Origin of the sequence: Streptomyces polygonati, from assembly GCF_042650325.1 — a bacterium.
Classification (GTDB): Bacteria; Actinomycetota; Actinomycetes; order Streptomycetales; family Streptomycetaceae; genus Actinacidiphila; species Actinacidiphila polygonati.
This window is the reverse complement of the sequence record NZ_JBHSBB010000009.1, coordinates 232,226-251,829: the sequence shown is the minus strand read 5'-3', so window position 1 is coordinate 251,829 and position 19,604 is coordinate 232,226. Positions and strand designations below refer to the sequence as shown.

Annotated in this window: 18 protein-coding genes; 13 read left to right on the top strand and 5 right to left on the bottom strand. The window is 73.8% G+C overall.

Features of this window, described 5'->3' with window-relative positions; translation table 11 throughout:
- Nucleotides 1-108: 108 nt before the first annotated feature.
- The 6 genes from ACFO3J_RS11250 to ACFO3J_RS11225 all read left to right on the top strand — a co-directional run bounded on the left by ACFO3J_RS11250 (nt 109) and on the right by ACFO3J_RS11225 (nt 6,530).
- The gene (locus ACFO3J_RS11250) at nt 109-432 is read left to right on the top strand and encodes an integration host factor (RefSeq protein WP_014157387.1); all 324 of its coding nucleotides are present in this window, start codon (nt 109-111) and stop codon (nt 430-432) included.
- Nucleotides 433-482: 50 nt separating this feature from the next.
- Nucleotides 483-1,106 carry a guanylate kinase gene (gmk, locus tag ACFO3J_RS11245; RefSeq protein WP_386428700.1) on the top strand — a complete coding sequence of 208 codons (624 nt, stop codon included), beginning with the start codon at nt 483-485 and terminating at the stop codon, nt 1,104-1,106.
- Nucleotides 1,107-1,162: 56 nt separating this feature from the next.
- Complete coding sequence (rpoZ, locus tag ACFO3J_RS11240; RefSeq protein ID WP_093742832.1) at nt 1,163-1,438, top strand: DNA-directed RNA polymerase subunit omega; 276 nt, start codon at nt 1,163-1,165, stop codon at nt 1,436-1,438.
- 137 nt (nt 1,439-1,575) lie between these two features.
- Nucleotides 1,576-2,787, top strand: coding sequence for a bifunctional phosphopantothenoylcysteine decarboxylase/phosphopantothenate--cysteine ligase CoaBC (coaBC, locus tag ACFO3J_RS11235; RefSeq protein ID WP_386428698.1), 1,212 nt, complete (start codon nt 1,576-1,578; stop codon nt 2,785-2,787).
- Between the two features lie 205 nt (nt 2,788-2,992).
- A complete protein-coding gene (gene metK, locus ACFO3J_RS11230; RefSeq protein ID WP_386428695.1) occupies nt 2,993-4,213 on the top strand; it encodes a methionine adenosyltransferase in 1,221 nt (406 codons plus the stop codon).
- 166 nt (nt 4,214-4,379) lie between these two features.
- Nucleotides 4,380-6,530, top strand: a complete 2,151-nt coding sequence (locus tag ACFO3J_RS11225; protein WP_386428693.1) for a primosomal protein N' — start codon at nt 4,380-4,382, stop codon at nt 6,528-6,530.
- A gap of 83 nt (nt 6,531-6,613) precedes the next feature.
- Here ACFO3J_RS11225 and ACFO3J_RS11220 read toward each other — a convergent pair whose 3' ends face one another.
- On the bottom strand, nt 6,614-7,144 hold the full coding sequence (locus ACFO3J_RS11220; protein ID WP_386428691.1) for a hypothetical protein: 531 nt from the start codon (nt 7,142-7,144) through the stop codon (nt 6,614-6,616).
- A gap of 251 nt (nt 7,145-7,395) precedes the next feature.
- On the opposite strand from ACFO3J_RS11220, the gene def reads away from it, so the two are divergent.
- From def to ACFO3J_RS11190, 6 genes are all read left to right on the top strand, one after another.
- On the top strand, nt 7,396-7,941 hold the full coding sequence (gene def, locus ACFO3J_RS11215) for a peptide deformylase (protein WP_386428689.1): 546 nt from the start codon (nt 7,396-7,398) through the stop codon (nt 7,939-7,941).
- A 67-nt stretch (nt 7,942-8,008) separates the two neighbouring features.
- On the top strand, nt 8,009-8,950 hold the full coding sequence (gene fmt, locus ACFO3J_RS11210; protein ID WP_386428686.1) for a methionyl-tRNA formyltransferase: 942 nt from the start codon (nt 8,009-8,011) through the stop codon (nt 8,948-8,950).
- Between the two features lie 389 nt (nt 8,951-9,339).
- On the top strand, nt 9,340-10,785 hold the full coding sequence (locus ACFO3J_RS11205) for an RsmB/NOP family class I SAM-dependent RNA methyltransferase (RefSeq protein ID WP_386428683.1): 1,446 nt from the start codon (nt 9,340-9,342) through the stop codon (nt 10,783-10,785).
- Nucleotides 10,786-10,852: 67 nt separating this feature from the next.
- Nucleotides 10,853-11,518, top strand: coding sequence for a ribulose-phosphate 3-epimerase (rpe, locus tag ACFO3J_RS11200; RefSeq protein WP_386428680.1), 666 nt, complete (start codon nt 10,853-10,855; stop codon nt 11,516-11,518).
- Between the two features lie 211 nt (nt 11,519-11,729).
- Nucleotides 11,730-12,716, top strand: a complete 987-nt coding sequence (locus ACFO3J_RS11195; protein ID WP_386429192.1) for a sugar-binding transcriptional regulator — start codon at nt 11,730-11,732, stop codon at nt 12,714-12,716.
- 74 nt (nt 12,717-12,790) lie between these two features.
- Nucleotides 12,791-13,129, top strand: a complete 339-nt coding sequence (locus ACFO3J_RS11190; protein WP_386428678.1) for a barstar family protein — start codon at nt 12,791-12,793, stop codon at nt 13,127-13,129.
- A 20-nt stretch (nt 13,130-13,149) separates the two neighbouring features.
- Here ACFO3J_RS11190 and ACFO3J_RS11185 read toward each other — a convergent pair whose 3' ends face one another.
- The 3 genes from ACFO3J_RS11185 to ACFO3J_RS11175 all read right to left on the bottom strand — a co-directional run bounded on the left by ACFO3J_RS11185 (nt 13,150) and on the right by ACFO3J_RS11175 (nt 16,837).
- Nucleotides 13,150-14,148 carry a cytochrome d ubiquinol oxidase subunit II gene (locus ACFO3J_RS11185; RefSeq protein ID WP_386428675.1) on the bottom strand — a complete coding sequence of 333 codons (999 nt, stop codon included), beginning with the start codon at nt 14,146-14,148 and terminating at the stop codon, nt 13,150-13,152.
- Nucleotides 14,145-15,626 carry a cytochrome ubiquinol oxidase subunit I gene (locus ACFO3J_RS11180; RefSeq protein ID WP_386428672.1) on the bottom strand — a complete coding sequence of 494 codons (1,482 nt, stop codon included), beginning with the start codon at nt 15,624-15,626 and terminating at the stop codon, nt 14,145-14,147. The genes ACFO3J_RS11185 and ACFO3J_RS11180 overlap by 4 nt, the downstream gene beginning before the upstream one ends.
- A gap of 98 nt (nt 15,627-15,724) precedes the next feature.
- Nucleotides 15,725-16,837 (bottom strand): Gfo/Idh/MocA family protein, encoded by a 1,113-nt coding sequence (locus tag ACFO3J_RS11175; RefSeq protein ID WP_386428671.1) that lies wholly within the window; start codon nt 16,835-16,837, stop codon nt 15,725-15,727.
- Nucleotides 16,838-17,087: 250 nt separating this feature from the next.
- On the opposite strand from ACFO3J_RS11175, the gene ACFO3J_RS11170 reads away from it, so the two are divergent.
- Nucleotides 17,088-18,041 carry an SDR family NAD(P)-dependent oxidoreductase gene (locus ACFO3J_RS11170; RefSeq protein ID WP_386428668.1) on the top strand — a complete coding sequence of 318 codons (954 nt, stop codon included), beginning with the start codon at nt 17,088-17,090 and terminating at the stop codon, nt 18,039-18,041.
- Nucleotides 18,042-18,073: 32 nt separating this feature from the next.
- On the opposite strand, the gene zwf is transcribed toward ACFO3J_RS11170, so the two are convergent.
- On the bottom strand, nt 18,074-19,513 hold the full coding sequence (zwf, locus tag ACFO3J_RS11165; protein ID WP_386428665.1) for a glucose-6-phosphate dehydrogenase: 1,440 nt from the start codon (nt 19,511-19,513) through the stop codon (nt 18,074-18,076).
- Nucleotides 19,514-19,604 lie beyond the last annotated feature (91 nt).

The following is a 19,604-nucleotide window of genomic DNA, read 5'->3' as shown; positions in this document are numbered from 1 at the left end:
CTAGTCTCCGACAGGAGCGCGCCGCCCAGGCGCGCCGCGTGTCGCCCCGTAACTGCGGGGCGGACAACGGTCCATATCCGATTGCTCTACATCCGAGGTGACGTAGGCGTGGCACTTCCGCCCCTTACCCCTGAACAGCGCGCTGCCGCGCTCGAAAAGGCCGCCGCGGCTCGCCGGGAGCGCGCCGAGGTCAAGAACCGGCTCAAGCACTCCGGCGCATCGCTGCACGAGGTCATCAAGCAGGGCCAGGAGAACGACGTCATCGGCAAGATGAAGGTCTCCGCACTGCTGGAATCCCTTCCCGGCGTCGGCAAGGTTCGCGCCAAGCAGATCATGGAGCGGCTCGGCATCTCCGAGAGCCGCCGGGTCCGTGGTCTCGGCTCGAACCAGATCGCCTCCCTGGAGCGGGAGTTCGGCGGCAGCGCGGCCTGACCGATCCCTCTGTGGTCCCGGTGCACCGGGGAACCAGGGATAATCGCTCCATGAGTCCTGCAGTCTCCCGGGGGGCGGCCCGCCCCCTCGCTTCGCAGGGGGCCAGTCCGGCCCCCCCGGTCAGACACCCGCGGCTGACCGTGCTCTCCGGCCCCTCCGGGGTCGGCAAGAGCACGGTCGTCGCCCACCTGCGCACCGTGCACCCCGAAGTCTGGCTCTCGGTCTCCGCCACCACGCGCAGGCCGCGGCCCGGCGAGGAACACGGTGTCCAGTACTTCTTCGTCGACGACGACGAGTTCGACAAACTCGTCGCCAACGGCGAACTGCTCGAGTGGGCCGAGTTCGCCGGCCATCGCTACGGCACTCCGCGCCGGGCCGTGCTCGACAAACTCGCGGCGGGCGAGCCGGTGCTGCTGGAGATCGATCTCCAGGGGGCCCGGCTCGTCCAGCAGTCGATGCCGGAGGCCCGGCTGGTCTTCCTCGCGCCGCCCAGCTGGGACGAACTCGTCCGCCGGCTCACCGGCCGCGGCACCGAATCGGCCGAGGTGATCGAAGAGCGGCTGACCGTCGCCCGGGTCGAACTCGCCGCCGAATCGGAGTTCGACGAGACCCTTGTCAACACCTCCGTCGAGGATGTAGCACGCGAGCTGCTATCTTTGATGGAGATTGCATGATCACCGCAATCGTCCGGTCAGTAGCAAGGCCATCAACAAGTAGGGGTAGGTAGAGCGTGTCCTCTTCCATCACCACGCCCGAGGGCATCATCAACCCGCCGATCGATGAGCTGCTCGAGGCCACCGACTCGAAGTACAGCCTGGTGATCTACGCGGCCAAGCGCGCGCGGCAGATCAACGCGTACTACTCCCAGCTCGGCGAAGGCCTGCTGGAGTATGTCGGACCGCTGGTGGACACCCACGTCCACGAGAAGCCGCTTTCCATCGCGCTGCGCGAGATCAACGCGGGCCTGCTGACCTCCGAGGCCGTCGAGGCACCGCCGATCAACTGAGGCGTTCGCCACACCCTGGGCCCGGCGGAAGCGACCGCCGGGCCCGTGGTGTGTCATGGGGTGGGCGCGGACCCTCGGCGGCCCCCGCTCCGGCCGCCCCGGGCGGCCTCCGGGCGGTACGTACGGTGGGAGAGACGATGAGCGAGCAGGGCACGCCGCGGATCGTGCTGGGCGTCAGCGGCGGCATCGCCGCCTACAAGGCGTGCGAGCTGCTGCGGCGGTTCACCGAGTCCGGGCACGACGTACGGGTGGTGCCCACCGACTCCGCGCTGCACTTCGTCGGCGAGGCCACCTGGGCGGCGCTGTCCGGCCACCCGGTCACCACCCGGGTCTGGGACGACGTCCACCAGGTGCCGCACGTCGGCATCGGGCAGCACGCCGACCTGGTGGTGGTCGCGCCCGCCACCGCCGACACGCTGGCCAGGGCCGCCCACGGCCTCGCCGACGACCTGCTGACCAACACCCTGCTCACCGCCCGCTGCCCGGTGGTCTTCGCCCCCGCCATGCACACCGAGATGTGGGAGCACCCCGCCACCCAGGAGAACGTCGCCACGCTGCGCCGCCGCGGCTGCGTCGTCATCGAGCCCGCCTCGGGCCGGCTGACCGGCGCCGACACCGGCAAGGGCCGGCTGCCCGACCCGGCCGAGATCTTCGAGGTCTGCCGCCGGGTGCTGACCCGCGGTCCGGCCGAGCCCGACCTGGCCGGCCGCCATGTGGTGATCAGCGCCGGCGGCACCCGCGAGCCGCTGGACCCGGTCCGCTTCCTCGGCAACCGCTCGTCGGGCAAGCAGGGCTACGCGCTGGCCCGTACCGCCGTCGCCCGCGGCGCCCGCGTCACCCTGGTGGCCGCCAACACCGGCCTGCCCGACCCGGCCGGCGCCCGGGTGCTGGCCGTCGGCACCGCCGAGCAGCTGCGCGAGGCCGTACTCAAGGCCGCCGCCGACGCGGACGCGGTGGTGATGGCCGCGGCGGTGGCCGACTTCCGGCCCGCCGTCTACGCCGCCGGCAAGATCAAGAAGAAGGACGGCGAGGAGCCCGCGCCGATCGCCCTGGTCCGCAATCCCGACATCCTCGCCGAGCTGTCCGCCGAACGGCCCAGGCCCGGCCAACTGGTGGTCGGCTTCGCCGCCGAGACCGACGACGTCCTCGCCAACGGCCGCGCGAAACTCGCCCGCAAGGGCTGCGACCTGCTGGTGGTCAACGAGGTCGGGAACGGCAAGGCCTTCGGCACCGACGAGAACGAGGGCGTCGTACTGGGCGCCGACGGCAGCTCGACCCCGATCCCGCACGGCCCCAAGGAAGCCCTCGCCGACCAGGTGTGGGACCTGGTCGTCGCCCGATTGGCCTGACCCGGCGCGCCGGGTCCGGCTGATGCTTTTCCCGTACTTACCGCGCGGGTCCTGGACATGGTGGCGCAGGTCATGGCATATCCAATGGGCGAGATGCCGGATGCGCCCGGCGACTCGGAGGATAAACTAACCGCGGAGGCCGGGCGCAGCCCCGCGCCCTCCACCCATATGTGAGCCAGCAGCCGCTGCAACCCCAGGGAGCGATGTGTCCCGCCGTCTGTTCACCTCGGAGTCCGTCACCGAAGGACATCCTGACAAGATCGCTGACCAGATCAGCGACACCATCCTCGACGCGCTCCTCACCGCCGACCCCACATCCCGGGTCGCCGTCGAGACGTTGATCACCACCGGCCAGGTGCACATCGCGGGCGAGGTGACGACGACCGCCTACGCGGACATCGCCAGCCTGGTGCGCAACAAGATCCTGGAGATCGGCTACGACTCGTCCAAGAAGGGCTTCGACGGCGCCTCCTGCGGCGTCTCGGTGTCCATCGGCGCCCAGTCGCCCGACATCGCCCAGGGCGTCGACACCGCCTACGAGAAGCGGGTCGGCGCCGATGACGCGGACGACGCCGACGACCTGAACAAGCAGGGCGCCGGCGACCAGGGCCTGATGTTCGGCTACGCGTGCGACGAGACGCCCGAGCTGATGCCGCTCCCGATCCACCTGGCGCACCGGCTGTCCAAGCGCCTCACCGAGGTCCGCAAGAACGGCACCATCCCGTACCTGCGTCCCGACGGCAAGACGCAGGTCACCATCGAGTACGACGGCGACAAGGCGGTCCGCCTCGACACCGTGGTGGTCTCCTCGCAGCACGCCTCGGACATCGACCTGGACTCGCTGCTCGCCCCCGACATCCGCGAGTTCGTGGTGGAGGTCGAGCTGAAGGCACTGCTCGACGACGGCATCAAGCTCGACACCGAGGGCTACAAGCTGCTGGTCAACCCCACCGGCCGGTTCGAGATCGGCGGCCCGATGGGCGACGCCGGACTGACCGGACGCAAGATCATCATCGACACCTACGGCGGCATGGCCCGCCACGGCGGCGGCGCCTTCTCCGGCAAGGACCCGTCCAAGGTCGACCGCTCGGCCGCCTACGCGATGCGCTGGGTCGCCAAGAACGTGGTCGCGGCCGGCCTCGCCGCCCGCTGCGAGGTCCAGGTCGCCTACGCCATCGGCAAGGCGGAGCCGGTCGGACTGTTCGTGGAGACCTTCGGCACCGAGAACGTGGAGGTGGAGAAGATCGAGCTGGCCATCGGCCAGGTCTTCGACCTGCGTCCGGCCGCCATCATCCGCGACCTCGACCTGCTGCGGCCGATCTACGCCCAGACCGCCGCGTACGGCCACTTCGGCCGCGACCTGCCGGACTTCACCTGGGAGCGCACCGACCGGGTGGACGCGCTGCGCGCCGCCACCGGCCTGTAGTCCCCGCCGGCCGCCGCGGCGCCCGCGGCTCGCCGTACGACCGGGCCCGGCCCCTGCTGACAGGGACCGGGCCCGGGGTGTGTCCGCGTCCGGTCCGCGCGGATCGTGCGGCCGGCCGGCGGCCGGCGCGGCGGAAGCTGTCCGAGGTGTCTGGTAGGAAATCAGGGTGAGCGGCGAGAACGGGCAGGACCAGCGGCGAGCCGGGCAGGAGGCCCCCGGCGGCGAACAGCTCGCGCTGATCCGCGCGACCGTCCGCAAGACCCGGGCCAAGCCCCGAACCTGGCACGGCGCCGCCCTGGCCGAGGGGCTGCCGGTCGCCCGGGTGCTGGTCGACAAGGGGCTGCTGCACCTCGACCAGTTCTTCGACTACGCCGTCCCCGCCGCGATGGACGCGGAGGCCCGGCCGGGCGTACGGGTCCGGGTCCGTTTCGGCGCGCGGGTGGTCGGCGGCCGCCGTGAGGGCGGCACCCTGCATGACGGCTTCATCGTCGAACGCCGCACCGACAGCGACTACGCGGGCCCGCTCGCCCCGCTCGCCCAGGTGCTGTCCGCCGAGCCGGTGCTCGCCCCGCCGCTGCTGGCGCTGTGCCGCCGGGTCGCCGACCGGTACGCCGGAGCGCTCGCCGATGTCGTCCAGCTCGCCGTACCGCCCCGGATGGCCCGCGCCGAGCGCAAGCCGTCCCCCGAACCGCTGCCGTACCCGCCGGCGCCGGAGCCCGGCAGCTGGACGCGCTACGGCACCGGCCCCGCCTACCTCCAGGCACTCGGCCGCGGCGACACCCCCCGAGCGGTCTGGCTGGCGCTGCCCGGGCCGCACTGGCCGCGCGAACTCGCGCTGGCCATGGCGGCCACCCTGGCCGCCGGGCGCGGCGCGCTGGCCGTGCTGCCCGACGGGCGGTCCGCCGCCCGGGTGGACGCCGCCCTCACCGAGGCGATCGGCGCAGGCCACCATGTGATGCTGACCGCCGACGCCGGCCCGGAGCAGCGCTACCAGCGCTGGCTCTCGGTCAGCCGCGGCGCGGTCCGGGCGGTGATCGGCACCCGCGCGGCGATGTTCGCGCCCGTCGCCGACCTCGGCCTGGTGGCGCTGTGGGACGACGGCGACTCCAGCCACGCCGAACCGCACGCCCCGCAGCCGCACGCCCGGGACGTGCTGCTGCTGCGGGCCCGCGAGGAGCGCACCGCCTTCCTGCTCGGCGGGATCACCAGCACTGTGGAGGGCGCCCAACTGGTGGACAGCGGCTGGGCGCTGCCGCTGGCCGCGAGCCGCGACGAGGTGCGCGCTGCCGCCCCCCTGATCCGTACCGTCGGCGACGGCGACCAGGCCCGCGACGAGGCCGCCAGGGCCGCCCGGCTGCCGTCGCTGGCCTGGCAGGTCACCAAGGAGGCGCTCACCCGCGGCCCGGTCCTCGTCCAGGTGCCCCGCCGCGGCTACGTACCCAGGCTCGCCTGCGACCGCTGCCGGGAACCCGCCCGCTGCTCGGCCTGCGCCGGGCCGCTGGAGCTGCGCGAGCAGACCGGGACCCCGCACTGCGGCTGGTGCGGGCGGCCCGCCGCCGACTGGCACTGCCAGGAGTGCGGCGGCTTCCGGCTGCGGGCCCAGGTGGTCGGCGCCCGGCGCACCGCCGAGGAGCTGGGGCGGGCCTTTCCCCGGGTGCCGGTACGCACCTCGGGGCGCGACGCCGTGCTCGCCACCGTCGGGGCCGCGCCGGCGCTGGTCATCGCCACCCCGGGCGCCGAGCCGGTGGCGGACGAGGGCTACGCGGCGGCGCTGCTGCTGGACGGCTGGGCGCTGCTGAACCGCCCTGACCTGCGGGCCGGTGAGGAGGCGCTGCGGCGCTGGGCGCTGGCCGCGGCGCTGGTGCGTCCCGCTGCCGAGAACGGCACGGTGGTGGTGCTCGCCGAGGCCACACTGCGGCCGGTGCAGGCGCTGGTGCGCTGGGACCCGGCCGGGCACGCGGTGCGGGAGCTGGCCGAGCGGGCCGAGCTGAGGTTTCCGCCGGTGGCGCGGATGGCCTCGGTCACCGGGACACCGGCGGCGGTCGCGGACTTCATGGAGCTCGTACGGCTCCCGGCCGGCACGGATCTGCTCGGGCCGGTGCCGCTGCCGGTGGCCGGGCCTTCCGGAGCCGGGCGGGGGCGCGCGGGTGCCCCGACCCCGCCGCCGGGCGAGATGTGGGAGCGGCTCCTGCTGCGGGTGCCCCCGGGGGCGGGCGCGGCCCTGGCGGCGGCCCTCAAGGAGGCGCAGGTGCAGCGGGTGACCCGGGGCGCTGTCGAACCCACCTTCATCCGGATCGACCCGCCGGACATCGGCTGACAGGACGCCGGACCCGGGCGGGGCGGTGCGGGCGGACCCCGGCCCGCCGAGCGGTCGGCCGGCGGACGAGGGCCCGACAGGGGTCAGCCGTTACGGGGACCGGGCAGGGACGGGCTGGGAGCGGAGGAGGCGGCCGGGCCGGGCAGGGCGGGAACGGCGTCCTCGCGAGGGGCGCCGAGCGGGAGGGGGAGGGCGGGCGGCATGGAGCGGGCGGCGGGGACGGTCGCCGCGCCGCGGACCGCCTGGTCCTCGGGGTCGGCGGAGCCGGGACGACGGCCGCCGTAGCGGCGGTGCACGGCCTGCTTCGTCACACCCAGCGCGGAGCCCACCGCGTCCCAGGAGAAGCCGAGCGAGCGGTCGAACTCCACCGCGGCGGTGACCAGGGTCTCCACGCTGTCGCGCAGTTCCTGGGCGAGCCGCACGGTGGGGGCCGGCGCCCGGCCGTAGACGACGAATCCGGCGGTGGGGCCGCTGCGGCGCGGCCGGTAGACATTGCCCAGCTGGGCGGTCAGAGTCCGCAGCGCGTCCACCTGGCGGCGGACCCTTTCGATGTCCCGCACCAGCAGGTGCAGGCTTGCCCGTGCCTGGGCGTCAGGAGTTGCGTGGTCGGGCATCAACAGGCCTCTCCAACCGACGGTTACAAGGAACGGGCCGCGCGGCTGAGCGCGCGTGGACCCGTTTTCGGTCAAACTCTCTTGACCAACGCGCCACCGCCCCATGGAGTCACGCAAAACGGGACGTTGCCCACCCGCAGGGGGGCGCGCGACGGGCGCGCGCCGTCCGCCCCGGTGCGGCCCTAGAATTGGTGCCTGCCCCGCCAGTGCCCGCGATCCCCGCGGCGCCCGTATCCCCAGGAGAGGCCCGCGTGCCCGTCAAGCCCATCCGCCTGTTCGGCGACCCGGTGCTGCGCATGACGGCGCAGCCGGTCACCACCTTCGACCTCGAACTGCGTCATCTGGTCAGGGACCTGACCGAGACGATGCAGGCGGCTCCCGGCGCCGGCCTGGCCGCGCCCCAACTCGGCGTCTCCCTGCGGGTGTTCACCTACCACGTGGAGGGGGAGCTCGGACATCTGATCAATCCGGACCTCAGCCTCAGCGTGGAGGAGCAGGACGGCCCCGAGGGCTGCCTGTCGCTGCCGGGCCTGCAGTACGACTGCAAGCGGGCGTTCGGTGTCGTCGCCAGGGGCTTCAACATGTACGGCGACCCGGTCACCGTCGAGGGCACCGAGCGGCTGGCCCGCTGCATCCAGCACGAGACCGACCATCTGGACGGCATCATCTTCATCGACCGGCTCGACGCGGAGCAGCGCAAGGAGGCGCTGCGGGCGATCCGGGAGGCGGACTGGGCCGGGGAGCAGACGCCGCAGGTCAGGATCTCCCCGCACGACACCTTCGGGCGCGCCCTGTGAGGCGGCGTCGCCCGCCGGCCGCTACCGTCGCAGCCCGTACCGCCCACCGAGAGGCACACCCCGCACGATGAGGCTCGTCTTCGCCGGCACCCCCGAGGCCGCCGTACCCGCACTGGACGCCCTGCTCGCCTCCGACCGGCACGAGGTCGTGGCCGTGGTGACCCGGCCCGACGCGACCGCCGGGCGGGGCCGCAAGCTGTTCGCCAGCCCGGTCGCCGAGCGCGCGGCCGAGGCTGGCATCGAGGTGCTCAAGCCGGGCCGGCCGCGCGAGGAGGACTTCCTGGCCCGGCTGCGGGAGATCGCGCCGGACGCCTGCCCGGTGGTGGCCTACGGGGCGCTGCTGCCCAAGGTGGCGCTGGACGTGCCGCTGCACGGCTGGGTCAACCTGCACTTCTCGCTGCTGCCGGCCTGGCGCGGTGCCGCACCCGTGCAGCACGCGGTGATGGCCGGCGACGAGGTGACCGGGGCGTCCACCTTCCTGATCGAGCAGGGGCTGGACTCCGGGCCGGTCTACGGCGTGATCACCGAGGAGATCCGTGCCACCGACACCAGTGGTGATCTGCTGGGCCGGCTCGCGCACAGCGGCGCGCGGCTGCTCACGGCGACGATGGACGGCATCGAGTCCGGCGATCTGGTGGCCCGGCCGCAGCCGGCCGACGGCGTCACCCTGGCGCCCAAGCTCACGGTGGAGGACGCGGCCGTCGACTGGGCCGCCCCCGCGCTGCGGGTGGACCGGCTGATCCGGGGCTGCACGCCCGCGCCCGGGGCGTGGACCCTGGTGGCCGGCGAACGCCTCAAAGTGGGCCCGGTCGCCCTTGCCCCCGCCGCCCGGCCCGACCTTCCTCTTCTCGCCCCCGGTGAGCTCTCCGTCGCGAAGGACGCGGTTCACGTCGGCACGGGCAGCCACCCGGTCCGCCTCGGTGAGGTCCAGCCCCAGGGCAAGAAGCGCATGCCGGCCCCCGACTGGGCCCGCGGGGCCCGCATCCCGTCCGGCACCCTCCTGGGCTGACGCCCCGGGGCCACCGGCTCCGCACGCCGTGCCCCCCGCGGTCGTCTCCGGACCACCGGCCGACGGTGGCTGCTCGCGCAGTTCCCCGCGCCCCTTGTGGGGTGTCGCTGTCCGTGGGTGGGTGCGGCAGCGTCGTGGTTGCCCGCGCAGTTCCCCGCGCCCCTGACGGGGCACGTTTCCGCTCGGCGGTTCCACCCAGGGGCGCGGGGAACTGCGCGACAAGCCGTCGCGGCGCGGCAGTGAGCCGGTGAGCCCGGCCCGCTGCGGGGGCTGTTTCGGCCGCGGGCCGGAGGGGCGGAGGGACCCCGGGGCGCGTGGGGGTCGCTGGCAGGCGGTTACGCTGGGCGGGGATCATTGGACCGTACGAGAAAAAGCGGAGCACCTTTCACGTGACGCAAGCACCCGGGCGCCGCCCGCAGGGCAAACCGTACCGCCGGCCCCAGCGGGACCCCGTACGGATTCTGGCGTTCGAGGCGCTGCGGGCGGTGGGGGAGCGGGACGCCTACGCGAATCTCGTGCTGCCCGGGCTGCTGAAGAAGGCCGAGGCGGAGGCGGTCAAGAAGGGCGGGACCTTCGACCGCAGGGACGCCGCGCTGGCGACGGAGCTGGTGTACGGGACGCTGCGGCGGCAGGGCACCTACGACGCGGTGATCACGGCCTGCGTGGACCGGCCGCTGCGCGAGGTGGACCCGCCGGTGCTCGACGTGCTGGCGCTGGGGGCGCACCAGCTGCTGGGCACCCGGATCCCCGCGCACGCCGCGGTCTCCGCGAGCGTGGAGCTGGCCCGGGTGGTGCTCGGCGACGGCCGCGCGCGGTTCGTCAACGCGGTGCTGCGCAAGATCGCCGCCAACGACCTGGACGGCTGGCTCGCCCAGGTGGCGCCGCCGTACGACACCGACCCCGAGCAGCATCTCGCCATCGTGCACTCGCACCCGCGCTGGATCGTCGCCGCGATGTGGGACGCGCTGGGCGGCGACCGGGCCGGGATCGAGGACCTGCTGGCCGCCGACAACGAGCGGCCCGAGGTCACCCTCGTCGCCCGCCCCGGACGCAGCACCCCCGAGGAGATCGCCGCCTCGCTGCCGCCCGACTCGACCGAGCCCGGCCGCTGGTCGCCGTACGCGCTGCGGCTCGCGGAGGGCGGCGACCCGGCCGCTGTCGAGGCGGTGCGCGACGGCCTGGCCGGGGTGCAGGACGAGGGCAGCCAGCTGGTGGCCGCCGCGCTGGCCGCCGCCCCGCTGGACGGCCCCGACGCCCGCTGGCTGGACGTCTGCGCCGGCCCCGGCGGCAAGGCGGCGCTGCTGGCCGCGCTCGCCGCGCAGCGCGGCGCCCTGCTGGTCGCCGCCGAGAAGCAGCCGCACCGGGCCCGGCTGGTGAGCCGCGCGCTGGCCGGGAACCCGGGTCCGTACCAGGTCGTGGTCGCCGACGGCACCCGGCCGGTGTGGACCCCCGGCTCCTTCGACCGTGTGCTGGTCGACGTGCCCTGCACCGGCCTGGGCGCGCTGCGCCGCCGCCCGGAGGCACGCTGGCGGCGCCGCGCCGGGGACGTGGCCGGCTTCGGCCCGCTCCAGCGCGGCCTGCTCACCGAGGCGCTGCGCGCGGTCCGGGTCGGCGGTGTGGTCGGCTACGCCACCTGCTCGCCGCACGCGGCCGAGACCCGCGCGGTCGTCGACGACGTGATGGCCGGCGGCCATGCCCCCGCCGCCGAACTCCTCGACGCCCGCCCGCTGCTGCCGGGCGTCCCGGCGCTGGGCGACGGCCCGGACCTCCAGCTGTGGCCGCATGTGCACGGCACCGACGCGATGTACCTGGCGCTGCTGCGCCGGACCGGCTGATGGGGCGTCATGGGCGGCGGCCCGGGCCGTGGTGCGGCGCCGGCGCGGAATCTGGTTTGCTGGCCGCATGACCGTGCAGATCAGTCCCAGCATCCTGTCCGCCGACTTCGCCCGGCTCGCCGAGGAGGCCGCCGCGGTCGAGGGAGCCGACTGGCTCCACGTCGATGTGATGGACAACCACTTCGTGCCCAACCTCACGCTCGGCGTTCCGGTCGTCGAGGCGCTGGGCCGGGCGACCGCGATCCCGCTGGACTGCCATCTGATGATCGAGCAGCCGGACCGCTGGGCGCCCGCCTTCGTGGAGGCGGGCGCGGGTTCGGTCACCTTCCACGCCGAGGCCGCCGCGGCCCCGGTCAAGCTGGCCCGGGAGATCCGCGCGAAGGGTGCCAGGGCGTCGATGGCGCTCAAGCCGGGGACGGCGGTCGAGCCGTACGAGGACCTGCTGCCCGAACTCGACATGCTGCTGATCATGACGGTCGAGCCCGGCTTCGGCGGCCAGGCGTTCCTGGACATCATGCTGCCCAAGATCCGCCGCACCCGGGCGCTGATCGACCGCTACGGACTCCAGATGTGGCTCCAGGTGGACGGCGGTGTCTCGGCCGAGACCATCGAGCGCTGCGCGGCGGCCGGCGCCGACGTCTTCGTCGCCGGATCGGCCGTCTACGGCGCCGACGACCCGGCCGCGGCCATCCGCTCGCTGCGCGACCGGGCCACCGCCGCCCGCGCCCACTGAGCGGGAGGGAGGGGACCGGCCCCCGGCGGCGAACGTCCCGCGACCGCGCCGCGACAGCGCCGGGAACGGGGCGCGAACGGCGCGGAATACGGCCCCGGTACGGCGCAAGCTACGCGCCCGTAACCCCGGGAATCTGGGAGCATGAGCAGGGAGCGGATCAGATGGGCTACCGGGGAGAGGCGACGTGAGCACAGGCCGCGCACAGCTGCGTATGGGCCCGGGCGAGATGGTCCAGGCGGCGGCGATGGCACGTCGCTTCTACCTGGAGGGCAAGTCGAAGATCCAGATCGCCGAGGAGTTCGGGGTCAGCCGCTTCAAGGTGGCCCGGGTGCTGGAGACCGCCCTCGAACGCGATCTGGTACGGATCGAGATCCGGGTCCCCGCCGAACTCGACGCCGAACGCTCCGACGCCCTGCGCGCGCACTACGGGCTGCGCCACGCCGTCGTGGTGGAGACCCCCGCCGACCAGGCCGACGCCCCCGACCCGGAGAACCTGGGCGCGGTCGCCGCCGACCTGCTGGGCGAACTGGTCAGCGACGGCGATGTGCTGGGCCTGGCCTGGGGCCGTTCCATCATCACCATGGCCAACGCGCTGGAGCGCCTCGCGCCCTGCACAGTGGTGCAGCTCACCGGGGTCTACGACGTGGGCACCGCCGAGCGCGGCTCGGTGGAGGCGGTCCGCACCGCCGCCGCCGTCTCCGGCGGCGAGGCGCACCCGCTCTACGCGCCGATGGTGCTGGCCGACTCCGCCACCGCCGCCGCGCTGCGCAACCAGAGCCAGATCGCCGCCGCCATGGGCTACTTCGACAAGGTGACGGTCGCGGTGGTGTCCATCGGGTCCTGGGAGGCCGGGGTCTCCACCGTGCACGACTCGCTCACCGAGGCCGAGCGCGAGCACTACGCGGGCCTGGGGGTGGCCGCCGAGATGTCCTCGCACCTGTTCGACGCGCAGGGCCGCCGGGTGGGCCGCGACCTGGGCGAGCGCTGCGTCACCATCGAGGCCGACCGGCTGCGCCGGATCCCCGAGGTGCTGGCCATCGCCGGCGGCATGCGCAAGGCCGCCGCCATCGACGCGGTGCTGCGCTCGGGCCTGGTCACGAGCCTGGTCACCGACACCGCCGCCGCCGACCACCTGCTGCGCGCGCCCGCCCCGGCGCCGCGTCCGGCCCTGGACCGCGCCGACCCCGACGGGCCGTGAGGCCGGGCGCCGCCGCCGGGTGATCCCGGGCGCGCTGCCGCCGCCGCGCCGATCAGGTGTGGCAGCATCGGCGCATGCTCGTGCTCGACCTGGCCGGAGTCCGCGACCGGCGGGCCTTCATGGACCGCTGCGTCGCCGACCTGCATCTTCCCGACTGGTTCGGCCGCACCTGGGACGCCCTCGCCGACTGCCTCACCGACCTGTCGTGGTGGCCCGCCGAGCCGGGGGGCCGGCAGCTGCGGGTGCGTGACTGGCAGGGATACGCGGCGCAGATGCCGCGCGAGTGGCGGATCGTGAAGGACGTCCTGCGCGACGCGGAGCTCTTCTGGCGGCACACCGACACCGAGCTGGTCGTCGTCCTGGAGGACGGGCAGCTCACCCCGGACCCGGAGATCCCCGGCGCCCTTCCCTGACCGGGGGCCCGCCCGGCCGTTCAGGCCTGGGTGGGCAGCCTGCCCCGGTTCTGCAGGATGTACAGCGCCGCCAGCGAGGGGGCGATGAGCAGCCCGGCGACACCGGCCACCGCGATGAGCACCCACAGCGTGGGGCCGGGCGAGGCGGCGGCCGAGATCCGCAGATGGGTGCCCAGCAGGAAGGGGTACTGCGCCACACCCCAGCCGGTGACGACCGCGGCCACCGCGACCGCGGCCAGCGAGCGCTCGGCGAACGGTCTCCTGACCGCCATCAGGTACAGACCGGCGATCCCGCACAGCGCGGAGACGATGACCAGCCCCAGCCCCCGGTGGCTCAGCTGGTGGAACAGCCGCGGCGAGTCCGAGTGGATGACGAAGACACCGGCCAGGCACACCACCCCGGTCACCGCGCCCGCCAGCAGCGTACGGGCGCGGAATCCGGCTTCCAGCACGCCGCTGCCCTGGTGCCGGGCGTCCACCGTGAGGAAGACCGCGGACAGATACGCGCAGACCACCACCGCGAGGACGCCGCCGAGCGCCGAGGTCGGGTTGATCCAGCTGCCCACCGCGTCGCCGTGCCCGCCTGACGGCACCCGGCCCGAGGCGACCGCCCCGGCCACGCTGCCGAAGCAGTAGGGGGTCAGCACCGAGGAGACGGCGAAGGCCACTCCGTACAGCCGCTGTTCGGCGGTCCGCAGGGCCGCCTTGCGGAAGGCGAAGCCCGACCCGCGCAGGACGATGCCCAGCACCGCGAGGCCGAGCGGGATGTAGAGGGTGGTGGTGATCGCCGCGAAGGCGCGGGGGAAGCCGCTCCAGAGCATCACCAGGCAGTAGATCAGCCAGGTGTGGTTGGCCTCCCAGACCGGGCCCACGGACACGTCGATCAGATGGCGGACGCTCCGGCCGCGCCGGGCGCCGCCAGCGGTCAGATCCCAGAAACCGGCGCCGAAGTCCGCCCCGGCGAACAGCGCGTAGGCCACCACGCCGACGAACATCAGGGCCGCGACCGCGTTGCTCATCCCCGGTCACCGCCCGAGCGGCCGTTGCCGTTCCCGCCGCCGTCCCGCCCGCCGTTGCCGTTCCCGGCGTCCACCAGCGGCCGTTCCGGACCGTAGGGCACCTGGGCGACGTCGTCGCCCTCGCTCTGCCACTGGCGGGTCAGCGTGCGCAGCACGAGCATCGCCGCGACCGCCACCGCGATGTAGATGGCGAGCACGACGGCGAACAGCGGCCACACATTGCCCACGGTCGTCACGGCGTCCCGGGTCAGCAGCAGCCGCACCACCGTCCACGGCTGGCGGCCCACCTCGGTCACCACCCAGCCGCTCTCCAGGCTCACCACCGAGACCAGTCCGCTGACGGCGGCGCAGCGCAGGAACCAGCGGTTGGCCGGCACCTCGCGCCGCCGCCACCACAGCCAGGCGAACCACAGCACGAAGGCCAGCATGGCGGAGGCGGTGCCGACCATCACGTCGAAGGCGAGATGCACCACGCTCACCGTCGAGTCGTCCGGGCGCACCGCCGGCGGGATCTCGTTGAGCCCCTGGATGCGGGTGGACGGGGAGAATCCCGCCAGCAGGGAGGCGACATCCGGCAGCGAGACGCCGTAGCGCGGCCGGCCGTCGTGCAGGACGCCGAGGATGGTCTCAGGGACATGGGTGCTCGTGGTCGGCACCAGTTCGATCGCGGCGAACTTCCTCGGCTCGTTGTTGAACACCTGGCGGGCGACCACGTCGCCCACGTAGAACTGCACCGGCACGGCGACGGCGGCCACCAGGAAGCCGATCAGGAATCCCAGCCGGTGGTAGTGGTTGCGGCGCCCCTTGAGCAGCCCGACGGCGTAGACCCCGCACACCGTGAACCCGGCCACGATGTAGGCGGCGATGAACATGTGGATCGTCTCGAACCAGAAGGCGCCGTTGAAGAAGACCTGGTCCGGATGGACGTCGACCACCCGGCCGCCCCGCAGCACGATGCCGCCCGGCTCGTTCATCCAGCTGTTGGCGGCCACCACCGAGGCGGTCCCGCCCAGCCCGGAGACGACGACCGGGATCCCGGTCCAGAAGTGCGCCCAGGGGGAGAGCCGCTTCCAGCCGTAGATGTAGATCGAGACGAAGATGGCCTCAAGGAAGAAGAACAGCCCCTCGATGGCGAAGGGGAAGCCGAAGGCGGCGCCGTACTTCCCCATCAGACCGGGCCAGAGCAGGCCGAGTTCGAAGCTCAGCACGGTACCGGTCACCGCTCCCACCGCGAACAGCACCGCGGCCGCCTTCGACCAGCGCAGGGCGAGCAGCAGGGCCTGGCCGTCGGCGTGCCGCAGACCGCGGTAGTTGGCGATCATCATCAGCGTGGTCAGCGCCACCCCGAAGGGCACGATGATGATGTGGAAGCCCAGCGTGAAGGCCATCTGCTCGCGGGCGGGCAGCAACTGGGACGGATCGCCGGCCGATGCGACGACCTGGACCAGGGCCTCCTGAGCGGCGCGCGTGGACAGCATTCCCGCATCCTTCACGGGTCCGCCCGGCCGTGCTCACCGCCACTACGCCCCCGCCGCGGCTACCACCCGTTCGGGTGGCGGAGGGCGGTGCGTACGGGTCACGGCGTGCCGGGCAGCTCCTGCCGGGCGCCGGTACGCGAGGCCCGCTCGACGGTGTCGATCTCCCGGTGGCGGGTCAGGGCGTGGGCGAAACCGGGGGTGTCGCGGGTCCCGTCGCGGAGGTCGGCGGCGAAGCGCGCGTACAGCGCGGCGACACCGCTCGCCTGCCGGGTCAGCCCGCCCGGCAGGTCCGTCGTGTGCTGCTCGGGCACCGCGAGCTTCGACACCGCGCTGTCCTCGCCCCGGCCGCCCTCCAGCGTCAGATCGGCGACCTGCATATTGCCCCAGGCGGGCGAGGAGATCACCAGGTCGCCGTCGGCGCCGTTGATCTCCCAGTGGAAGTTGTTGCCGCGCGAGGTCCCGCCGCGGTAGAAGACCGAGGCCGCGGCGCCGCCGGCCAGTGTGCCGGCGACGGCGATCTGGTCCGCCACGGTGAACGGGACGACTCCGCCGTCCTCGACCACGGTGGCCTCGGTGCGGGCGCTGACCAGGTTGGCGGACAGGCTCGCGAAATCGCCCAGCACGGAGTGCAGCGCGTCCAGCGCGTGCGTGGCGGCGGAGGCGAGCGGCGTGGCGCCGTTGGCCGCGTCGAACCAGTACGCGTTGCCGCGCAGGTGCACCTTGTCGCCCCAGACCATCCCGGAGCCCACCATGGTCGTCCCGAGGACGTCCCCGATGTAGCCCTGCCCGATCAGGTCGCGGGCGTAGCGCACCTCGGGCGCGTACCGGCCCTGGAGGCCGATCACGGTCCGCAGCCCGGCCCGCTCGGCGCGCCCGGCCAGTTCGGTCGCCTCGGCGAGGTTCCTCGCCAGCGGCCACTCGCTGTAGACCATCTTCCCGGCGTCGAGGGCGGCGGTGATCACGTCGAAGTGCGCCGGGACCTTCACGGCGACCACCACCAGGTCCACCCCGGGGTGGGCGATGAGATCCTCGTAGCGGTGGAAGGCGGCAGCGACGCCGTACTGCTCGGCCGCCGCGGCGGCGGACTCGGCCCGCGAGGTGCTGATGGCCCGCAGTTCGTAGTCCGGCAGCGCGCTGACCACGGGCACGTGGCTGATGGACGCCCAGCCGCCCGTGCCGGCTCCGACGATGCCCACGCCGATCCTGTCCATGCTGATCGCCTTTCCTGCGGCTCTCGCGGGGCTCGTGCGGGGCTCGCGCGGCTCCTGGGGCGAAAAATACGCCGCGCCGGGGCCGGAGCGAGGGTTTGGGCCCGGCGGCGGCGCGTCCCGCAGCCTGTCCCCGCCCCTACCGGTGCCGGCCGGGTACTGGCTGCCGCGCGGCGCCGGCCGCACCGTGGGTGATGGGCGGCTGCGGGCGCCGCGCCCTGAGGTGGTCACGGACCGCAGGAAAGGTCAGCCCATGACGACGGACAGGACGGACAGCATGCGCACGCCCTTCGGCTTCGCCTCCACCACCGACGACGTGATCGCCGGGGTGGATCTGACGGGGCGCCGGGCCGTGGTGACCGGCGCCTCCTCCGGTATCGGCATCGAGACCGCGCGGGCGCTGGCCCGGGCCGGCGCCGAGGTGACCCTCGCCGTGCGGCGCCCGGCGGCCGGCGCGGAGGTGGCCGCCGGCATCCGCCGTGACACCGGCAACGACCGCGTGTCCGTACAGCCGCTGGACCTGGCCGACCAGGACTCGGTCCGCGCCTTCACGGCCGGCTGGGACGGGCCGCTGCACATCCTGGTCAACAACGCCGGCATCATGGCCCTGCCGGAGCTGGAGCGCACCCGCGAAGGCTGGGAGATGCAGTTCGCCACCAACTTCGTGGGCCACTTCGCGCTGACGGTGGGTCTGCACCGCGCGCTGGCCGCGGCGGGCGGGGCGCGGATCGTATCGGTCGGCTCCAGCGGAAGCCTGTTCTCGCCGGTGGTCTTCGAGGACCCGCACTTCGACTTCCGCCCCTACGACCCGCTGCTGGCCTACGCCCAGTCCAAGACCGCCGGCACGCTGCTCGCGGTCGAGGCGACCCGCCGCTGGGCGGGTGAGGGCATCTACGCCAACGCGCTGAACCCCGGCGCCATCGCCACCAACCTCCAGCAGCACACCGGCGGTCTGAAGAGCCCCAAGGAGCGCCACAAGACGCCCCGGCAGGGGGCCGCCACCAGTGTGCTGCTGGCCGCCTCCCCGCTGCTCGACAAGGTCGGCGGACGCTACTTCGACGACTGCAACGAGGCGCCCACGGTCTTCAGCCGCCCCGCCGACCACTCCGGCGTCGCCTGGTACGCGCTCGATCCGGCGGTCGCGGAGCGGCTGTGGGACACCACCCTCGACCTCATCGGCGGGGGAGCGGCGGCCGGGGGCCGCTGACGGGCGAGCCGGCCGGGCGCGCCCGGCCCCGGTCAGCTGTCGGGGAGCCGCCAGCCCCGCTCGCCGGCCAGGCGCAGCGCGGCTTCCGGTCCCCAGGAGCCGGCCGCGTACGGGAGCGGTTCGGGGCGGTCGCGCAGCACCGGGTCGCAGACCTGCCACAGCCGGACGATCTCCTCGGCCCCGGTGTAGAGCGTGTGGTCCCCGTGCATCGCGTCGAGCAGCAGCTTCTCGTACGCCTCCAGGGGCTCCACCCCCGGAAACGCCGTCTCGAACCGCAGCTCCAGGCGCGCGTCGGCCAGCGCCAGCTCGGGTCCGGGCTGCTTGGCGCGCAGGACGACGGTCATCCGCGGCTCGTCGGTGAGTTCCAGCACGAGTTCGTTGGGGCCGGCCTGCTCGCGTGAGGCGGTGTCGAAGAGGGTCTCCGGCGGGTTGCGGAAGCCGATGGTCACCAGCCGGCGGGACTGCCCCATGGACTTGCCGGTGCGCAGCAGGAAGGGGACGCCCTGCCAGCGCCAGTTGTCGATCCAGGCGCGGGCGGCGACGAACGTCTCGACGTTCGACTTGGGATCGACCCCGTCCTCCTCGCGGTAGCCCTCGTACTGCCCGAAGACGACCTCCTTCGGGTCGAAGGGGCGCAGCGACTGGTAGAGCTTGTACTTCTCCGCCCGCAGTTCCTTCGGGGCGATCCGCACCGGCGGCTCCAGGGCGACGAAGCCGAGGATCTGGCACAGGTGGGTGGTGACCATGTCGCGGAAGGTCCCGGTGCCCTCCATGAAGGCGGCGCGGCCCTCGATGCCGATGTCCTCCGGCACGTCGATCTGCACATAGGCGATGTGGTCGCGGTTCCAGGCCGGCTCGAACAGGCCGTTGGCGAAGCGCAGCGCCAGGATGTTCTGCACCGCCTCCTTGCCGAGGAAGTGGTCGATCCGGAAGACGCGGTCCTCCGGCACCACCTGGTGCACCGCCTCGTTCAGCGAGCGCGCGCTGGCCTCGTCGCTGCCGAAGGGCTTCTCCATGATCAGCGCGGCGTCCTCGGCGATGCCGGTGGCGCCGAGCATCTGGATCATGGCCTTCATGCTGCTGGGCGGTACCGACATGTAGACCAGCGTCCGCACCGAGTCCCCGGCGTCCTGCCGGGCCTGGCGTACGGTCGCGGCCAGCGCCTCGCCGTCGTCGGCGGACGAGGTCTGGAAGGTGATGTGCCGGGCGAAGGCCGCCCACGCCTCGTCGTCGAAGGCGTCCGCGGCGTGCTCGCGCACCTTCGCCGCCAGCCGCTGGTGGAAATGCTCGTCGCTGCCGGGGGAGTGCCGTCCGGAGCCGATGACGGTGAACCGCTCGGGCAGCATCCCGGCCCGGAAGAGCTTGTACAGCCCGGGGAAGAGCTTGCGGCCGGCCAGATCGCCGGTCGCGCCGAAAAGAACGAGGACCTGCGGGTTCGACGGGGCTGCGAGGGTCCGGGCGGCAGAGGTCATGGCGTCTTCTCGCTCTCGGGGTCGGCATCGCCTGCGAACAAGTCTGCGCCCGCCCCGCCCCGCCGTCCTGTTGGGCCCGGCCGCTCCGGGA